Source organism: Chryseobacterium amylolyticum (assembly GCF_051011775.1).
Classification (GTDB): domain Bacteria; phylum Bacteroidota; class Bacteroidia; order Flavobacteriales; family Weeksellaceae; genus Chryseobacterium.
The window spans coordinates 1039228-1055387 of sequence record NZ_JBPCHX010000001.1 but is presented as its reverse complement, the minus strand read 5'-3'; the positions used below and the strand labels follow the sequence as shown (position 1 = coordinate 1055387).

Below are 16160 nucleotides of genomic sequence, written 5' to 3'. Positions count from 1 at the left end.
ATTTTTAAATGATCATGAATGCAGAAGACCCAAGGAAGTACAGTGCCTGGATTTACTTCCAGTCCCAGGCTTCCAGCTTCTATCATTTTATATCTAACATCTAACATAAAAAATGACAAAACTAAGCGTAAACATTAATAAAATTGCGACGTTAAGAAATGCAAGAGGAGGTGAAACCCCAAGTGTTACAGAAGCTGCTGTAAAAATTCAGGAATTCGGAGGACAGGGAATTACCATCCATCCAAGGCCTGATGAAAGACATATCACAAGAAAAGATGTTTATGATCTGAAGCCGTTGGTTACAACTGAGTTTAATATTGAAGGAAATCCGCACCAGAGCTTTATCGATATGGTTTTGGACGTGAAACCTGAACAGGTTACCTTAGTTCCGGATGCTGATGATGCTATTACTTCCAATGCCGGATGGGATACAAAAAAACACCTTGATTATCTTACAGAGATTATTGCAGAATTTAAAAAAGCAGGAATCCGTACCTCGATCTTTCTGGATCCTTTACCGGAATTGGTAGAATATGCCGCAAAGACCGGAGCAGACAGAATAGAACTGTATACCGAAGCATACGCAAAAAACTATCTGACCAATAAGGAACAGGCTATAAAGCCTTATTATGAGACAGCTGTTGAAGCTACTAATTTCGGATTAGGAATTAATGCAGGTCATGACCTGAGCCTGGAGAATCTGAAATACTTTGCAGACAACATTCCAAATCTGTTGGAAGTATCTATCGGACATGCTTTGATTTCTGAAGCACTTTATATGGGATTGGAAAATACAGTTCAGGCTTACCTGAAGAGGCTGGCTAAATGGTAATAAATTATGAGAAATCAGAAGCTGGATGCTGGAAGTTAGTAAAACTTCAAGTGTATTAAAATAGCATAAACAGATTATGCTTGATTTATCTAACTTCTGATTTTTCACCTCTAACTTCTAAAAATATGGAAATCTTAAACTCAAAAATATTCGGCGAAAATTTAACGACCACGCCGCTTCTGGTATTTCACGGATTATTCGGAATGCTTGACAACTGGGGAAGCTTTGGAAAAGATCTCGGAGAATATCTTCCGGTACATCTGATTGACCTTAGAAACCATGGCAGAAGCTTTCACTCAGACAGTATGTCTCATGATGACCTGGCTGATGATATTGCCCGTTATATGGATCATTACGGAATTCAGAAAGCGCATGTTCTGGGGCATTCATTAGGAGGGAAAGCAGTGATGCAGTTTGCTATAAAATATCCTGAACGTGTTGAAAAACTGATTGTTGTGGATATCTCACCTAAAGCATATCCTCCGCATCATCAGGGGATTATCAAAGCATTGGAAACCGTAGACTTCAATACGGTAACTTCAAGAAATGAAGTGGAAGCAGTTCTGAACCAATACATTCCGGAAAGATCTACCGTTCAGTTTCTAACGAAAAACCTCTATTGGGATGACAATAAAAAACTCGGCTGGAGATTTAATCTTAAAACATTATCTGAAAAATATAATGAATTTGTATCCAACGCTGTCAAATTCGGAGTTTTTGAAGGAGATACCCTGTTTATAGCAGGGGCAAAATCCAATTATATTCTACCGCAGGATGAATATGGAATCAGGCAGCAATTTCCTAAAGCTAAAATAGTTACGGTAAAGAATGCCGGACACTGGGTACAGGCTGAAAATCCTGTTGATTTTGCAAATGTTGTAAAGGAATTTCTTGGTTTAAGTTAATATTGTACTTTAATTTTAAATATTGTGTTAAAATTTTATTAAAACGCGCTATTATTTCTCCATGATTTGAATTTTTTGTACTTTGGATTTTCAAAACAAAAAAATATTAACTTATGGAAAACAAAAATTCAAAAAAGAAGCCGTTTTTTGCTACATTCCTGGAAAAACAGGTGAAGGATCCTGAAACAGTAAAAGGAGGAGGTATTACTTCTGTGCTTGCAGATCAGATTACAACATCCCTTCAGGATCAGATCACTACTCCTATTAAGGATAATGTTACTACACCTGATAATGATAATGTAACCATGAAATATCCTTCTGACGGTGATGAGGATGTTTTAGAAGTATGATCATGTGTACAAGCATAAGCTAAATTATATTCAAACCAAAACTAAAACATTATGAAAAGCAACAACTCAAAGAAGAAGCCGTTTTTCGCATCATTCCTGGAAAAACAGGTGAAGGATCCTGAAACAGTAAAAGGAGGAAGTGATATAACACTTGCTGAAACAGATCTGATTACAAAGCCGACAGTAGACACGGTGACATCTCCGAAAGATGATATGATGCAAACCATGAAATATCCATCTGACGGTGATGATGATGTTATCAACCTTCCACTGTAAGATCAGACAGAATATTAAATAAAATAGTAGGGAAACTTAAACATTAAGTTTCCCTTTTTAATAAAACCGGCAAATGATTCTCTGCATCACCCACTCACAGGATTTTTATAATATTGATATTTTTTTCGAATATCTGAGCTCCAAAAATATTCCTTATTTCAGATTGAATTCCGACCGCCTTAACCATCTTCAGAAGATCAGCATCTATGAAAACTCATTTGAACTGACAGATGAATCAGGAAATACAATCCATTCTGATGATATCAGAGGAGTATGGCACAGAAAAGCATGGAGGATCAGTGCTCCTGAAGAGCTGGATCAGGATTATGAAAGGATTTTCCTCAACGAATATGGAAGCCTGAGGTATAATCTGATAACGGCTTTGGAAAATATTCCGTGGATCAACCCTTATGAAAACGAAAAGAAAGTGGATGGAAACAAGATATTTCAGCTGAAAATTGCACAAAGAAATAACTTAACCATTCCCAAAACCATTTTCTCCAATGATGAAGAAAAAATAACGACATTTTTCCATCAGTACTGTCGGGGAAAAGCCATCGCAAAACTTCATGGGGTAACCGCGAAAACAATGTCAGGAGAAAACATGATTTCGACTACGGTTATTGAGGAAGAATCCCTTGAACACCTTTCTGATATTGCATACTGCCCAATGATTTTCCAGCCTTATATTGACAAAGAATATGAACTGAGAATTGTCTATGTAGACGGAGATTTCTTCACAGGAAAGATCAATAACAGTGAAAATGCAGACTGGAGAGTAGCCCGTGAAGGGTATTTCTGGTCAGCCTATGAACTTCCTGAGACTGTAAAAGCCAACCTTAGTTCCATGATGAAAGAAATGGGGCTTTATATAGGAGCTATCGATATGATCAAAGGGAGAGACGGAGCTTACTATTTCCTGGAAGTCAATCCGCAGGGAGAATGGGGAATGCTGCAGAAAGAGCTGGGATTTCCCATTGCAGAAAGAATTGCCGACAATCTTATCAAAAGAATCAATTTCCATGAATAAAATTTTAATTATAACACATACCGCAGATAATTTTTCCATTGAAAAAGTAACAGAATATATTGAAAAAAATAACTGTGAAGTCATCCGGTTTGATGTTGATGTTTACCCTTTACAAAATAAACTTTCCACTATTTTTCAGGATGGAGAATGGGTAAGTTTTCTTGAAACTCCTGAAGCAAAGCACCGTTTGGATGACATTTCTGCCATTTGGTACCGGAGAGCTTACAATATCGGAAAAGGATTGAAAGAAGAAATGGACAGTAAATTTTACGGGGCCGCAATGGGAGAGATCAGGAACACCCTTTTTGGCTTCTTCGAATCGGTGGATGCTTATTCTTTAGGAAAGCCAAGTGTATACCGAAGACTGGACAGCAAGGAAGAACAGTTGAAAATAGCAGACAAATTAGGATTGACAATTCCTGCAACCTGCCTTACCAACAACCCTGATGAAGCCAGAAAATTTATTCTGAAGCATCAGAATGTAGTAGCCAAAATGCAGACCGGTTTTGCCATCTATGAAGACGGTGTAGAAAACGTTGTGTTTACCAATGTTGTAAGCGAAGATAAACTGGAAGAGCTGGATTCACTGCTGTATTGCCCTATGCAGTTTCAGCAGATGATTCAAAAGAAAAAGGAACTTCGTATTACCATTGTGGGAAGAGATGTCTATGCATTTGAAATAGATTCCCAGCAGTCTGAAGATGCAAAAATAGACTGGAGAAAAGATGGAATCAATCTCATTGATAAATGGAACAGAACAGAACTTCCGGCAGATGTAGAAGCAAAATTGCTTGAGCTTCTTGATGTTTACAATGTAGACTACGGAGCCATAGATATGATTGTTTCTCCTGAAGACGAATATTACTTCATCGAGATCAATGCTGCCGGAGAATTCTTCTGGCTGGATAATCTTACAGAAGGAAACCTTATTTCCAAAAGCATTGCAGACGTTTTGTGCGACAAGGCTCCAAGAAGAAATAATGAAGTAATGGCTTAAAAAACAAAGCAATTTTTAATCATAGAAGTCCTGAAAGCTGTCAATTCTTTCAGGGCTTTTATTTTTAATGCTCAGCTGTGATCAAATTTTTTCTGTTTATTGATTTCTGAATGATAATATTGGTTAAATTAAATTGAATTATGCTTTAAAAATCGCAAATTTGCAGAAGCAGTTTTTCTGAGGCGTTTTTATAGATCCGGAAGAATTGCCGGATAGAAAATATTGTTATATTTTAGTCAGCAATCAAGTAAATAATTAATGATTTTTGTAACGGGTGCTACCGGAATCCTGGGAAGAGTAATTGTACTGGAACTTCTTAAAAAGGGGGAAAATGTACGGGCTTCCAAAAGGCCGGGAAGCAATTTAAACGAAGTAAGGCATTCATACGGCTTTTATACGGAGAATCCTGATGATTTTTTTAATAAGATCGAATGGGTAAACGTAGATTTTGATGATCTCGACTCTTTGAAAACTGCATTGCAGGGTGTAGATGAGGTATATCATTGTGCCGCAAAAGTGAGCTTTCATCCGAAAGATGAAAAAGAGATGTACCATACCAACATCAAGGGTACAGAAAACCTGCTGTATGCCTGTGAAGGATCTGACGTTAAAAAATTTCTTCACGTAAGTTCCGTTGCTGTTCTTGATAATTTTAATGAAAAAGGAGAATTAGATGAAGATTCTGACTTTAATCCAAAACTGGAACACTCTGCATATGCTATTTCAAAACACTTATCTGAAATGGAAGCATGGAGAGCTTCGGCAGAAGGTATGAATGTCGTTATTATTAATCCGGGAATGATTGTAGGTAGCGGAAACTGGAACCAAAGCAGCGGAGAACTTTTCTCTACCTTTGAAGACAATGGCTTTACCTTTTCTGGAGGCTCTGCTTATGTTGACGTAAGAGATGTAGCCAATACTGCAATCGGGCTCATGGACAATAATCTTTTTGGAGAGCGGTTTATCATTGTTGCAGAGAATAACAGGTATGCCGACCTTGCAAAACAGATCAGATCCCGTCTTGGACTTAAGGAAGCAAAAATTCTTACCCCAACTCAATTAAACATTGGGAGAATAGCCAACATCCTTTTCGGATGGCTGATTCCAAAACTGAGAATGGTGACCAAATCCAATATCGAAGCCATATCTTCATTCAACACCATTTCCAATCATAAAGTCAAAGAAAAGCTGAACTACCAGTTTATTCCCGTAAATGAAAGTATAGACTTTCACCTGAATAATTATATTAACGACAAAAAGCTGAAGAAATGAATCTTGCAGAGGCAATTATCCTTAAAAATGTAGAAAAACATCCTATAAAAGCGGCTATCGGATTTAAAAAGAAAGATGCAGCCTGGAAAGAGCTGAGCTGGAAAAAATTCAGTGAGATTATTTTTAAAACAGCCAATGCTTTAAAAGAAGCCGGTGTTCAGGAAAATGACAGAGTCGCTATTTATTCAGATAATTCGTCCGAATGGATGATTATGGATCTGGCTTCAATGGCTATCGGAGCTATTACGGTACCTGTTTATTCTACCAATAACGCAGAACAGGCGGAACATATCATCAACGACTCAGGTGCTAAAGTTGTTTTAGTAGGAAACCAGATGCAGTATGACGCCTGCCTGGAACTTTTACATAAAGAGGAAAACAATCTGGAAACGATTATTATTTCCAAAAAAGCAGTATGGATCAAAAAAGAATTCAACAGCTTTTATCTTGAGGATTTCATCGCAAAAGCTTCACCAAAGCTGGAGATCTGCAAGAGAGAATATGATGATACAGCCACATTAATCTATACCTCCGGAACCACCGGAATTCCGAAAGGAGTAATGCTTACCCACGGAAATTTTATCAAAGCGTTCGATTCTCATTTTGAATTTTTTAAGTTTAAAAATTTTGAAGAAGAATTATCGCTGGCATTTTTACCGTTAAGCCATGTGTTTGAAAGAAGCTGGAGCTTACTTTGCTTATATGGCGGGGCGCGTGTTTATTTTCTGGAAGATCCTAAAAATGTAGCTAAAGCACTGGAAGAAGTAAAACCTACAGCGATGTGTGCTGTACCGAGATTTTTCCAGAAAGTATATGCCGGAGTTCTGGAAAAGGCGGAAGAAGGTTCATCTTTGAAAAAGAAAATCTTTGACTGGGCCCTTAAAACCGGATGGGAAACAGCCGAGCTGAGAAGAAATGAAAAACCGGTTCCTTTTGGATTAAAACTGAAAGAATCTGTTGCTGATATCCTGGTCTTCAGTAAAATTAAAGAAAAAATGGGCGGAAGACTTTGGTTTTTACCATGCGGTGGCGCATCCCTTTCTCCGGAAGTTACCCGTTTCTTTGAATCAGTGGGAATTCATGTAACTGTGGGCTATGGGTTAACTGAAACTACCGCTACATTAACGCTATTCCCTTTAACTCATTTTGAACATGGTACCAGCGGAAAACCATTGCCGGGCGTAGAAATGCGTATCGGGGAAAATGATGAGATCCAGGCAAGAGGGAACGGAATTATGAAAGGATATTACAAAAAGCCTGAAGAAACCCAGAAAGTGTTTACCGAAGACGGATGGTTCAAAACCGGTGATGCAGGGAAGTTTGATGATAAAGGAAACCTGATCATTACGGACAGGATCAAAGATCTTATGAAAACGTCCAACGGAAAATATATCGCTCCGCAACAGATTGAAAACCTTTTAACAAACAATAATTTTATTCAGCAGATTATGCTGATTGCAGAAGGGAGACAGTTTGTTTCAGCGTTGATTGTTCCTAACTTTGAGTTTTTGCAGGATTATATCAAAAAGAATAATATCCCTTTTACCAGTTGGGAAGAGGCTGTAAAAAATGAAAAGGTAATAGACTTTTACAAGGAGAAAATTAAAGAATTACAAAGCCACCTGGCAGATTATGAAAAGGTGAAGAAATTTACCTTAATGCCGGCAGAATTTGATATCAATACAGGAGAAATAACCCCTACTTTGAAGGTCAAAAGAAATGTGGTAATTAAGAAATATGCAGATATTATAGAGAAGATGTACTAAACAGTACCTTTAAATTGAAATATGACGACACAAGAATTTACAGGAAAAGAAAATTTCACCATTCATACACAAACGGTTTCAGAGAGCTGCCCGTCTAATATTGCCCTGATTAAATACTGGGGGAAATATGCTGATCAGATGCCAGCCAACCCAAGTATCAGTTATACTTTAAATCATTGTAAAACCAATACTTCAATGGAATTTGTGGCTAATGAACCTTTTTCAGTACAAACTTTCCTTGCCGGAAACGAAGAGGTGAGGTTTGCCGAAAAAATTGAAAAATATTTCAGAAATATAGCGCAATACCTTCCATGGATTTTAAAAGGTAAATATATCATCAGAACAGAAAATACATTTCCGCACAGTTCCGGGATTGCAAGCTCTGCTTCAGGATTTGGAGCGATAGCAAAATGTCTTATGGCTTTGGATGCTTCATTTACAGAAAAAACTTCTGAGGAAGAATCTTTGAGAAAAGCTTCCTTTTTGGCAAGATTGGGAAGTGGAAGTGCATGCAGAAGTCTTTACAATGGGCTTGTAGTGTGGGGAGAAACGGATGAGGTAAAAGGGAGTTCCGATCTGTTCGGGGTGCAGTATCCGGATGCTGAAATTCACGAAGTATTCAAAAACTTTAATGATTGGGTACTGTTGATTCATGAAGGGCAGAAAAGTGTTTCTTCAACCGTAGGACACGGTTTGATGAAGCTGAATCCTTATGCGGAACGAAGATTTCAGGAGGCCAGGGAAAACTTTGTTCCAATGAAAGAAATCCTGAAAAGCGGAGATATGGAGCGTTTTATCAAGCTGGTAGAACACGAAGCGCTTACACTGCATGCTATGATGATGATGAGCGATCCTGCTTTTATCCTGATGAAAACAGGTACCTTGGAAGTCATTAATAAGATCTGGGATTTCAGAAGAGAGACCGGATCCCCTTTATTCTTTACGTTGGATGCAGGAGCCAATGTTCATCTTCTGTTTCCAAACAATGGTTCTGAGGAACAGATCAAAGCGTTCATAGAAGCAGAATTATTACAGCACACCCAGAAGAATGGAGTCGTGAAGGATGTGATGAAATTCTAGTATGAAAAAGAAGAGACTTTATATTCTTGTTGCTGTTGCCATTGCTTTATTACTTATGTTTTTTGCTGAATATGAGGAATGTCCGGTAAAAGTAGCTTTTGGCTGAAACAGGACAATCAATTGGGCTGGAATTTTGGATTCTGATAAAAAATATTTAATAGGAGTGGGCTTTAGCCCACTTTTTTATTAATCTTCAGTAACAACAGCTTCGCGTTCTCCATCTTCTTTCTTTCCTTCCTCAATCATGATTTCTGCTTCTGCTTTTTCTTCAGCGGTCGCTGTTTCAATCAGTCCTTCCTGTTCATCATTGTGATGATCTATGAAAAATTCGCAGTATACCGGAAGGTGATCCGAACCGAAATTATCCAGGGTCTTCAGCTGTTTGATAAAAATATCTTCACTGTGAAACATCAGATCAATAGGAAATCTTAAAAGACGATACTTTGCATGGAAGGTAGAAACGAAAGAATGTCCTACTCTCGGATCTATCAGATGACTGGTTTTCCTGAAAAGAACAGATGATCTTGACCACGCGACGTTATTGAAATCACCTGCCACAATAACTGGCTTTCTGATGTCTTTTATACGTTTGGCAGCACTGAGAAGATCGCCATCCCTTTCCTTTGACGTTTCTTCTTCTGTAGGACTCGGCGGTGGAGGATGTACACCGAAAAAAACAAAAGAGAACCCATCAGCTGTTTTCATATGAATTTCAATGCTTGGAATATCATCAGCCACAAAATAATGAGTCTTGGCTTCTTTAATTTCAACCCTTGAATAGAAATGCATACCATAGGTATTTTCAAGAGTCACTTTATGCTGGTAAGGATATTCTTTTTCCAGTGGTCTCATTGCTTTTTCCCAATCGCCGTTACTTTCCATCGTCATGAAAAAATCCGGATGATGCTTTTTAACAAGGCTGGAGAATCTCTCATATTCCTTATTGAACTGATACACATTAGCTGAAATAAAATGCAGCTTGTCAGAAGACTTGCGAAGCTGTCTGTGTTTTTTTACAGGATACAGAGGAGTATATCTTACGAGAGTCCGGCTGTGATAGACAAACAAGGCCAGTAAAAACCCCTGATAATACCATAGATGTTCTTTCATATCGATGATAAGCCCAAAAAGAAAAGTGAAAAATATAAGATATGTAACCTGTATTTTAGCAAATTCAGGAACCCGGAATATCCAGTGGGAATGCTGAATTCTGGGCAGTATAGTCATGACCAGTAAAAGTATGGCCAGGGTCATATAAATAATCCACATGAGAAACTCTGAAATAATTTGGTTACAATTTAAGGAAAATGAATCTTAAAATTTATTGATCAATGTAAATTTTATTTTATCTATTTTTATTGATCTAAATCTGTTCCATGAATAAAATAGTTGTGTTTTTTCTTCTGATCGGTATTTCAGGCTTCGGTCAGCAGAATAAAGATATTGAAAAACCTGTCCGTAACTTATTTCTCGGCATGAAAAATGCAGATCCGGAGCTGGTAAAATCTGCCTTTACGGAAAATGCGGTCCTTCAAACCATAACAAAAGACGGTACTGTAAAAAGTGACAGTGTACAGGATTTCATTGCTTCAGTCTCAAAATTTCCCAAAGGCGATCTGGATGAAAGAATTATCATAGAAGCTGTTCATACAGACGGAAACCTGGCGAGCGTTTTTACGCCTTATTCCTTTTATTTAAAGGGAAAGTTATCACATTGCGGAGCTAATAGTTTTCAGCTGGTAAAGCAGAATAATGAATGGAAAATTCAGTATATTATTGACACAAGAAGGAAAGATAACTGTAAAGAAATACAATAATAAAGTTGAATTCAGAAATAATTTAAAAGTAAAAAATGAAAATCCATCATATTGCCATTATCTGTTCAGATTATGCTGTTTCAAAGAAGTTTTATACAGAAGTTTTAGATTTAAATATCATTCGGGAGGTATACCGTGAAGAAAGACAGTCTTATAAGCTTGACCTGGCCATCGGAGATCATTATGTGATTGAGCTGTTCTCTTTTCCTGATCCGCCACAGCGCCCTTCACGCCCGGAAGCATGCGGATTAAGGCATCTTGCTTTCTCCGTAGAAAATGTTACAGAAAAACGTAACGAGCTCATCAGAAAAGGGCTTGTTTGTGAAGAAATCCGTATAGACGAGTTCACCGGAAAAGAATTTTTCTTTACCCAGGATCCGGACCAGCTGCCTTTAGAGTTTTATGAAATGTAAAATTAGTGTGCGTAACCGGTAAGGAAACTCACCGCCATAATAGCTAAAACAATAGAGGAAATGACTACATAGACGTAGTCTTTTTCTTTTAAATAGCCTATCAGAGCGAAAACAATCCTCATCAGGGGAGTAATGATCAATAAAAGAATACCCAGCTGAATGATGGCCATACCTTCTCCTTTGCACAGAGAATCCCAGAAGTATCCCCATATCTTTTCAGAAGAAGTACCTACCACAAGGCTGGTGTAGTTTTCAGGCATTTTAAAACCTTCGAAGAACAGCTTGATAAAGCCGATCAGTGATGTAGCCACAGATAGAATAACACCCAGTCTCAGAAGATTTCCTACGGAACGGTTCAGATCTACATCTGTAAAATTCTTTTTCATTATCTGAAACTTTTGTTGATACCGTTATACATCATATAAACCGAAAGGATGGTAATCACAATGGCAAAAAATACTTTTAATTTTTTGGTTTTTGATACCATCAGTGTTTTTGAACCGATGAAACTTCCGATGACCACTCCAATCAGTACCGGAGCTACAATTACCGGAATAATTTCTCCCCGCTGGAAATAGATCAGTGCACTGGCTACTGCCGTTACTCCGATCATGAAGTTACTGGTTGTTGTAGATACTTTGAAAGGCAGTTTCATCATATTATCCATGGCCAATACCTTCAATGCTCCGGAGCCTATTCCTAATAGCCCGGACATGGCACCAGCAAACATCATCATTAAAAATCCGGGAACTGTATTTCTTGCAGAATAGCTTTTCAATACGCCTTTATCCGGAAATGTTCCATATAATTTCAGTTTATCTTCCAGGCTTCCTTTGACCAGTGGCTCCTGATGATCCGGTTTTCCTTTAAGATTTAAAATAACCGTTAAAAGAAGAATACTTGCGAAAATAATTCCGATGGTATTCGGATTAAGCATTCCCGAAACAAGGGCACCGATGATAGCTCCTGCTGTAGTGGCTATCTCGAGAAACATCCCGATTCTCATATTGGTAAAGCCCTCTTTCACGAAAGCTACAGCCGCACCGGAAGAAGTTCCGATCACAGAAATGAGCGAAGCACCGATAGCGTAATGCATTGGAACGCCGAAACCCAGCGTTAATAAAGGAATAATGATAACTCCTCCTCCTAAACCCGTAAGTGAACCTAAAAGACCAGCGGAAATTGCGCCAAGGAAGAGTATGATAATTTCTGACATACTACAAATAATGTTACAAATATAAAATTATTGTGCTTGTCTGCCAAACATTTGAAAAAGATAAATTTAACGTATTTTTGTATGCATGAAAAATCAATTGAAATTATTTTATGTCATTCTGGGGGCAACACCTCAGGGAAGGAATATTGAGCAGCACGATGTTTTCTTCGGAATTGCAGAGAACCTGAAAGACCTGGTACCGGATATGAAAGACTTTTGGAAGGAAGCGGATGGGAAAATCCATGTAGACTGTTATCAGGAAGTACAATTTGCTGACGGATATAAAGTGGAGATTGTAAACAAGGGAGAAAAGTCATCTGAAGACCAGCTGTTTTTTCTCAATTTAGGAGGGTACAAGCCTGGTTTCTTTGAAGAATTTCATGAGCAGCACTTAATGGCAGGGCCATCCATGGGAGAAATCGTAAAAAGAGCAAAAGCTACCGAATTTTATCAGACGATGGGTTTTGAAGGAGCTGTAAGCCACATTGATGATAAGCATGGGGTAGATATCGACGATATTTTTAATGTGAGCGATATTCTTCCTGCCCATATGAAAGAAAAATATTCCATCATTCTTAAAAAATCTGATGCAGAAAATCAGAAAAACCCGATGGGACTTGGTTATTTAAAAATTGATAAGATCCAATAAGAATAAATCTAATAAAAATAAAAAATGAAAATAGGAATTCTGGGAGGCGGGCAGCTGGGAAGAATGCTGATACAGAGTGCACTGAAGTATGATGATGAGTTTTATACTCTGGATCCTGCATCTGATGCACCATGTCACAATATCTCGTATTTTACGCAGGGAAATTTCAATGACTATGACACGGTTTTGAACTTCGGAAAAGATAAAGATGTTGTAACCATTGAAATAGAACACGTAAATGCGGATGCATTGGCAGAACTTGAAAAGCAGGGGATAAAAGTGGTTCCCAATGCCAATATTATCAAAACCATCCAGCAAAAGATCCTTCAGAAAGAATTTTATAAAGCTCACAATATTCCAAGCCCGGAATTCCAGGTGGTATGGAACAGTGATGAAAAGATTATCATGCCGTTACCATTCGTTCAGAAAATGAATACTGGCGGATATGACGGGAAAGGAGTTCAGGTTATCAGGACGGAAGAAGATTACCAGCACATCTGGACAGAAGCTTCGGTTATAGAAAGCCTTGTGGATATTGATAAAGAACTTTCTGTTATTGTTGCAAGAAACGAAAAAGGAGAAACCAATATTTTCCCTGTAACGGAAATGGTGGCAGACCCGAAACTGAATCTTTTGGACTTCAATGTATGCCCGGTACTTTTAACAGAGGATGTGCAGAACCAGATTGATTCCATTACGGAGAAATTTTTAAATGCGGTTAATTCTCCGGGATTATTTGCCATCGAATTATTCCTTGATAAGGAAGGAAAAGTATGGGTGAATGAAACAGCACCAAGACTTCATAATTCAGGACACCAGAGCCAGGAAGGTAATACCAATTCGCAGTTTGAGCAGATGTACCGTGTGGTAAAAAATTTACCCTTAGCTGATACCGATGCCATTACATACAGCGGAATGCTGAATCTTGTAGGAGCTGAAGGATATGCTGGAAAAGTAGTCTATGAAGGAATAGAAGATGTCCTTAGACTGCCTGAAACCTACATCCATTTATACGGAAAAACAGAGACCAAACCGGGAAGAAAAATGGGACATATCAATGTCCTTGCAGATTCCAGAGAAGAGCTTATGGAAAAGCTTGTCATGGTGAAGGGAATGGTAAGAGTGATTGCTGAGTAAATCATTTTTCAAATATAAAAGGAGCGGTTTTATCTTTAAAACCGCTCCTTTTTTGTTGTGTAATTATTCATAAACGGGCTTTAGCCCGTTTATGAATAATTATAATTCAATTGGCTTTAGCCGAAATCTAAATTAAGTTTCGGCTAAAACCAAACGCATTCATGTTGTTTATATCGGGCTAAAGCCCGACCCTATTGATGAGTGAAATTTTTTAATGATCTGATAAAAAATGGTTATTCGCAGATCAGTAACTTCCAGCATCCTTCTTCCAGCTTCCAGCCTATCACCTTTTCTTTTATTTAAAAATCTTCTGAATCACATTCCCAATCTCCACAAAATCCCCATGATTTCCTACAGAACGTACCTCGGGACTGTTTTTATCATATTCAGAGAAGGGGAAAATCAGCAGATAGTTGTTATCACTGAGGTTTCTGTTCAGAAGTTCCGGAATGAGTCTCATTCTTGGAATATAGGATTTCATCCCCCGTTTAGCCATCAGGATAATCAAAGCTTCATCATCCTTTAATCCGGCTGCGGTCCTTTCCCCATCCTGCCATGTGTTCATGATGATAAATTCTGCTTCTATATTGGCTTTTTTGATAATTTTCTGAAGAATGTCAATAATATTTTCCGGGGCATAAAAAACAATGGTAGCTCCGGAGTTTCTGGCAATATTCCATACTCTCAACAGTGCATGGAAGAATCCTGCTTCCTGATGGGCATTTTCCGGAATCATTACGGCATATTTCTTAATGGTGGAAAGAGGCTGTGCTGCATGATATACCAGTACATTCACATCATCATTCTGCAGATAACCGTTGTAGAGATTGTAAACGAAAGAGGGAGAGAATCCTTTTTCATCCTCTAACCCGATGATGAGGTCTGTGATTTTCTGTTCTTTAATCACATTATTGACGCCATTGATCACATCATTGTCGTATCTTTTTAAAGCCTGTAGTGTAACATCTGCCGCGGCAGCTGCATCAGCTGCCTGATGAAGAAGTTTTTCAGCATTTTTCACTGAAGATTCATTCTTATCTTCATTGATCACATTCAGGGCAAACAGGTCTTCTGTATTGGAATGGGCCTTGATCAGGATTCCCAGATTCACCATTCTTTCAACCGTTGCTTCATGATTAATAGCTAACAGGATATTTTCTTCCTCATGTGTATTTCCGGAAACGGTATCTTCATTATCGCTTTCAGCAATTTTCTGGGCACTCGCCATCGAAATGAAAGAGGAAATGGTACATGAAACAAGGATTAAGAGGATACTTCCGTTCAGTACATGTTCATTCAACAATCTTACGGGTTCTCCGGTTTCCGTTTCAGAAAGAATAATATTGTATCCAACCATTACTGAAGCCAGGGTGGCAGCTGCAGAAGCGGAACTTAATCCGAAGATCAGTTTTCCTTCCTCTTTGGTGAGTCTGAATGTTTTTTGAGTAGCAACAGCAGAAAGATATTTCCCTCCGATGGAAGCTGCCAGCATAATAGCAGCTACTTCCAGCGTTTCCCAGCTTTTAAAGAACACTTTAAAATCAATCAGCATTCCTACACTGATCAGGAAGAACGGAATAAAGATCGCATTTCCCACAAACTCAACCCTGTTCATTAAAGAAGAGGTGTGAGGAATAAGTCTGTTTAACGCCAAGCCTGCAAAGAATGCCCCGATAATGGCTTCCACACCGGCCAGCTCAGCAAGCATGGCTGCCAGATAAATCATAACCAGTACAAAAATATACTGAGAGATTTTATCATCCACCCGTTTGAAGAACCAGCGTCCTATGATAGGGAATACAATTAATACAATTAATGCAAAAACCACAAAAGACACAGATAATTTGACCCAGAATTCCGTTCCGACGTCTCCCTGAGACATTCCCACAATCACGGCAAGTACCAGTAAAGCAAGAATATCTGTGATCATGGTACCTCCGACAGTAATATTAACTGCTTTGTTTTTTGCAATTCCCAACTTGCTCACCAGCGGGTAGGCAATAAGGGTATGTGACGAAAAAAGGCTGGCAAACAGGATAGAGGTCAGCATTGAAAAATGAAGAATATAGTATCCTCCCAGATATCCTAATACAAAAGGAACTGTAAAGGTATAAATACCAAAAGTGAGACTTTTCCATTTGTTCTTTTTGAAGTCTCCCATATCAATCTCAAGTCCGGCCAGAAACATAATGTAGAGTAGTCCGGTAGTTCCGGTTACTACAATACTGCTGTCCCTGGACAATACATTGAATCCGTTCGGGCCAATGATCGCACCGGCAATAATAAGTCCCAAAAGATGCGGAACTTTAATTTTATTAAGCAGCAGGGGAGCTGCCAGGATGATGACCAGTACCAAAAGGAATTTCAGCACCGGATCTTCTATGGGTAGACTCAGATTGTGTATACTCAGTAAAATCATA

17 protein-coding genes are annotated in these 16160 nt (G+C 38.4%); 13 read left to right on the top strand and 4 right to left on the bottom strand.

Annotated elements, in window-relative coordinates:
* Positions 1-112 precede the first annotated feature (112 nt).
* The 9 genes from ACR1PO_RS04585 (at position 113) to ACR1PO_RS04545 (ending at position 8508) form a co-directional block, all read left to right on the top strand.
* Positions 113-832 carry a pyridoxine 5'-phosphate synthase gene (locus tag ACR1PO_RS04585; RefSeq protein ID WP_433985996.1) on the top strand — a complete coding sequence of 240 codons (720 nt, stop codon included), beginning with the start codon at positions 113-115 and terminating at the stop codon, positions 830-832.
* 125 nt (positions 833-957) lie between these two features.
* A complete protein-coding gene (locus tag ACR1PO_RS04580) occupies positions 958-1737 on the top strand; it encodes an alpha/beta fold hydrolase (protein ID WP_332387954.1) in 780 nt (259 codons plus the stop codon).
* A 113-nt stretch (positions 1738-1850) separates the two neighbouring features.
* Entirely contained in the window at positions 1851-2087 is a 237-nt protein-coding gene (locus tag ACR1PO_RS04575; RefSeq protein ID WP_374464059.1) for a microviridin/marinostatin family tricyclic proteinase inhibitor, read from the top strand.
* Between the two features lie 51 nt (positions 2088-2138).
* Complete coding sequence (locus tag ACR1PO_RS04570) at positions 2139-2363, top strand: microviridin/marinostatin family tricyclic proteinase inhibitor (RefSeq protein ID WP_332387952.1); 225 nt, start codon at positions 2139-2141, stop codon at positions 2361-2363.
* A gap of 73 nt (positions 2364-2436) precedes the next feature.
* Positions 2437-3393 carry an MvdC family ATP-grasp ribosomal peptide maturase gene (locus ACR1PO_RS04565; protein WP_332387951.1) on the top strand — a complete coding sequence of 319 codons (957 nt, stop codon included), beginning with the start codon at positions 2437-2439 and terminating at the stop codon, positions 3391-3393.
* Positions 3386-4390, top strand: a complete 1005-nt coding sequence (locus ACR1PO_RS04560) for an MvdD family ATP-grasp ribosomal peptide maturase (protein ID WP_332387950.1) — start codon at positions 3386-3388, stop codon at positions 4388-4390. The genes ACR1PO_RS04565 and ACR1PO_RS04560 overlap by 8 nt, the downstream gene beginning before the upstream one ends.
* A gap of 258 nt (positions 4391-4648) precedes the next feature.
* Entirely contained in the window at positions 4649-5662 is a 1014-nt protein-coding gene (locus tag ACR1PO_RS04555; protein ID WP_433985995.1) for an NAD-dependent epimerase/dehydratase family protein, read from the top strand.
* The gene (locus ACR1PO_RS04550) at positions 5659-7428 is read left to right on the top strand and encodes an AMP-dependent synthetase/ligase (RefSeq protein WP_433985994.1); all 1770 of its coding nucleotides are present in this window, start codon (positions 5659-5661) and stop codon (positions 7426-7428) included. Before ACR1PO_RS04555 ends, ACR1PO_RS04550 begins: the two co-directional genes overlap by 4 nt.
* A 21-nt stretch (positions 7429-7449) precedes the next feature.
* A complete protein-coding gene (locus ACR1PO_RS04545; RefSeq protein ID WP_332387949.1) occupies positions 7450-8508 on the top strand; it encodes a diphosphomevalonate decarboxylase in 1059 nt (352 codons plus the stop codon).
* Between the two features lie 186 nt (positions 8509-8694).
* On the opposite strand, the gene ACR1PO_RS04540 is transcribed toward ACR1PO_RS04545, so the two are convergent.
* The gene (locus ACR1PO_RS04540) at positions 8695-9777 is read right to left on the bottom strand and encodes an endonuclease/exonuclease/phosphatase family protein (protein ID WP_433985993.1); all 1083 of its coding nucleotides are present in this window, start codon (positions 9775-9777) and stop codon (positions 8695-8697) included.
* Positions 9778-9884: 107 nt separating this feature from the next.
* On the opposite strand from ACR1PO_RS04540, the gene ACR1PO_RS04535 reads away from it, so the two are divergent.
* On the top strand, positions 9885-10325 hold the full coding sequence (locus ACR1PO_RS04535) for a nuclear transport factor 2 family protein (RefSeq protein WP_433985992.1): 441 nt from the start codon (positions 9885-9887) through the stop codon (positions 10323-10325).
* A gap of 35 nt (positions 10326-10360) precedes the next feature.
* The gene (gloA2, locus tag ACR1PO_RS04530; RefSeq protein ID WP_332387942.1) at positions 10361-10738 is read left to right on the top strand and encodes an SMU1112c/YaeR family gloxylase I-like metalloprotein; all 378 of its coding nucleotides are present in this window, start codon (positions 10361-10363) and stop codon (positions 10736-10738) included.
* Between the two features lie 2 nt (positions 10739-10740).
* Here the strand turns inward: gloA2 and ACR1PO_RS04525 are convergent, their stop codons facing one another.
* Both ACR1PO_RS04525 and ACR1PO_RS04520 read right to left on the bottom strand, forming a co-directional pair.
* Positions 10741-11124, bottom strand: a complete 384-nt coding sequence (locus ACR1PO_RS04525) for a DUF1634 domain-containing protein (RefSeq protein WP_002977601.1) — start codon at positions 11122-11124, stop codon at positions 10741-10743.
* Complete coding sequence (locus ACR1PO_RS04520) at positions 11124-11954, bottom strand: sulfite exporter TauE/SafE family protein (RefSeq protein ID WP_131435226.1); 831 nt, start codon at positions 11952-11954, stop codon at positions 11124-11126. The genes ACR1PO_RS04525 and ACR1PO_RS04520 overlap by 1 nt, the downstream gene beginning before the upstream one ends.
* Before the next feature lie 85 nt (positions 11955-12039).
* Between ACR1PO_RS04520 and ACR1PO_RS04515 the strand changes: the two genes are divergently transcribed.
* Together ACR1PO_RS04515 and ACR1PO_RS04510 are read left to right on the top strand one after the other, a co-directional pair.
* Positions 12040-12603, top strand: a complete 564-nt coding sequence (locus ACR1PO_RS04515; protein WP_433985991.1) for a DUF1543 domain-containing protein — start codon at positions 12040-12042, stop codon at positions 12601-12603.
* Positions 12604-12627: 24 nt separating this feature from the next.
* The gene (locus ACR1PO_RS04510; protein ID WP_332387938.1) at positions 12628-13740 is read left to right on the top strand and encodes a 5-(carboxyamino)imidazole ribonucleotide synthase; all 1113 of its coding nucleotides are present in this window, start codon (positions 12628-12630) and stop codon (positions 13738-13740) included.
* A gap of 295 nt (positions 13741-14035) precedes the next feature.
* Here the strand turns inward: ACR1PO_RS04510 and ACR1PO_RS04505 are convergent, their stop codons facing one another.
* Positions 14036-16159 (bottom strand): cation:proton antiporter, encoded by a 2124-nt coding sequence (locus ACR1PO_RS04505; protein WP_332387937.1) that lies wholly within the window; start codon positions 16157-16159, stop codon positions 14036-14038.
* Position 16160 lies beyond the last annotated feature (1 nt).

Bases quoted from the DNA above. Each gene is read 5' to 3' on its own strand.
- ACR1PO_RS04585 (WP_433985996.1), top strand. From the start codon at position 113: ATGACAAAACTAAGCGTAAACATTAATAAAATTGCGACGTTAAGAAAT.
- ACR1PO_RS04580 (WP_332387954.1), top strand. From the start codon at position 958: ATGGAAATCTTAAACTCAAAAATATTCGGCGAAAATTTAACGACCACG.
- ACR1PO_RS04575 (WP_374464059.1), top strand. From the start codon at position 1,851: ATGGAAAACAAAAATTCAAAAAAGAAGCCGTTTTTTGCTACATTCCTG.
- ACR1PO_RS04570 (WP_332387952.1), top strand. From the start codon at position 2,139: ATGAAAAGCAACAACTCAAAGAAGAAGCCGTTTTTCGCATCATTCCTG.
- ACR1PO_RS04565 (WP_332387951.1), top strand. From the start codon at position 2,437: ATGATTCTCTGCATCACCCACTCACAGGATTTTTATAATATTGATATT.
- ACR1PO_RS04560 (WP_332387950.1), top strand. From the start codon at position 3,386: ATGAATAAAATTTTAATTATAACACATACCGCAGATAATTTTTCCATT.
- ACR1PO_RS04555 (WP_433985995.1), top strand. From the start codon at position 4,649: ATGATTTTTGTAACGGGTGCTACCGGAATCCTGGGAAGAGTAATTGTA.
- ACR1PO_RS04550 (WP_433985994.1), top strand. From the start codon at position 5,659: ATGAATCTTGCAGAGGCAATTATCCTTAAAAATGTAGAAAAACATCCT.
- ACR1PO_RS04545 (WP_332387949.1), top strand. From the start codon at position 7,450: ATGACGACACAAGAATTTACAGGAAAAGAAAATTTCACCATTCATACA.
- ACR1PO_RS04540 (WP_433985993.1), bottom strand. From the start codon at position 9,777: ATGTGGATTATTTATATGACCCTGGCCATACTTTTACTGGTCATGACT.
- ACR1PO_RS04535 (WP_433985992.1), top strand. From the start codon at position 9,885: ATGAATAAAATAGTTGTGTTTTTTCTTCTGATCGGTATTTCAGGCTTC.
- gloA2 (WP_332387942.1), top strand. From the start codon at position 10,361: ATGAAAATCCATCATATTGCCATTATCTGTTCAGATTATGCTGTTTCA.
- ACR1PO_RS04525 (WP_002977601.1), bottom strand. From the start codon at position 11,124: ATGAAAAAGAATTTTACAGATGTAGATCTGAACCGTTCCGTAGGAAAT.
- ACR1PO_RS04520 (WP_131435226.1), bottom strand. From the start codon at position 11,954: ATGTCAGAAATTATCATACTCTTCCTTGGCGCAATTTCCGCTGGTCTT.
- ACR1PO_RS04515 (WP_433985991.1), top strand. From the start codon at position 12,040: ATGAAAAATCAATTGAAATTATTTTATGTCATTCTGGGGGCAACACCT.
- ACR1PO_RS04510 (WP_332387938.1), top strand. From the start codon at position 12,628: ATGAAAATAGGAATTCTGGGAGGCGGGCAGCTGGGAAGAATGCTGATA.
- ACR1PO_RS04505 (WP_332387937.1), bottom strand. From the start codon at position 16,159: ATGATTTTACTGAGTATACACAATCTGAGTCTACCCATAGAAGATCCG.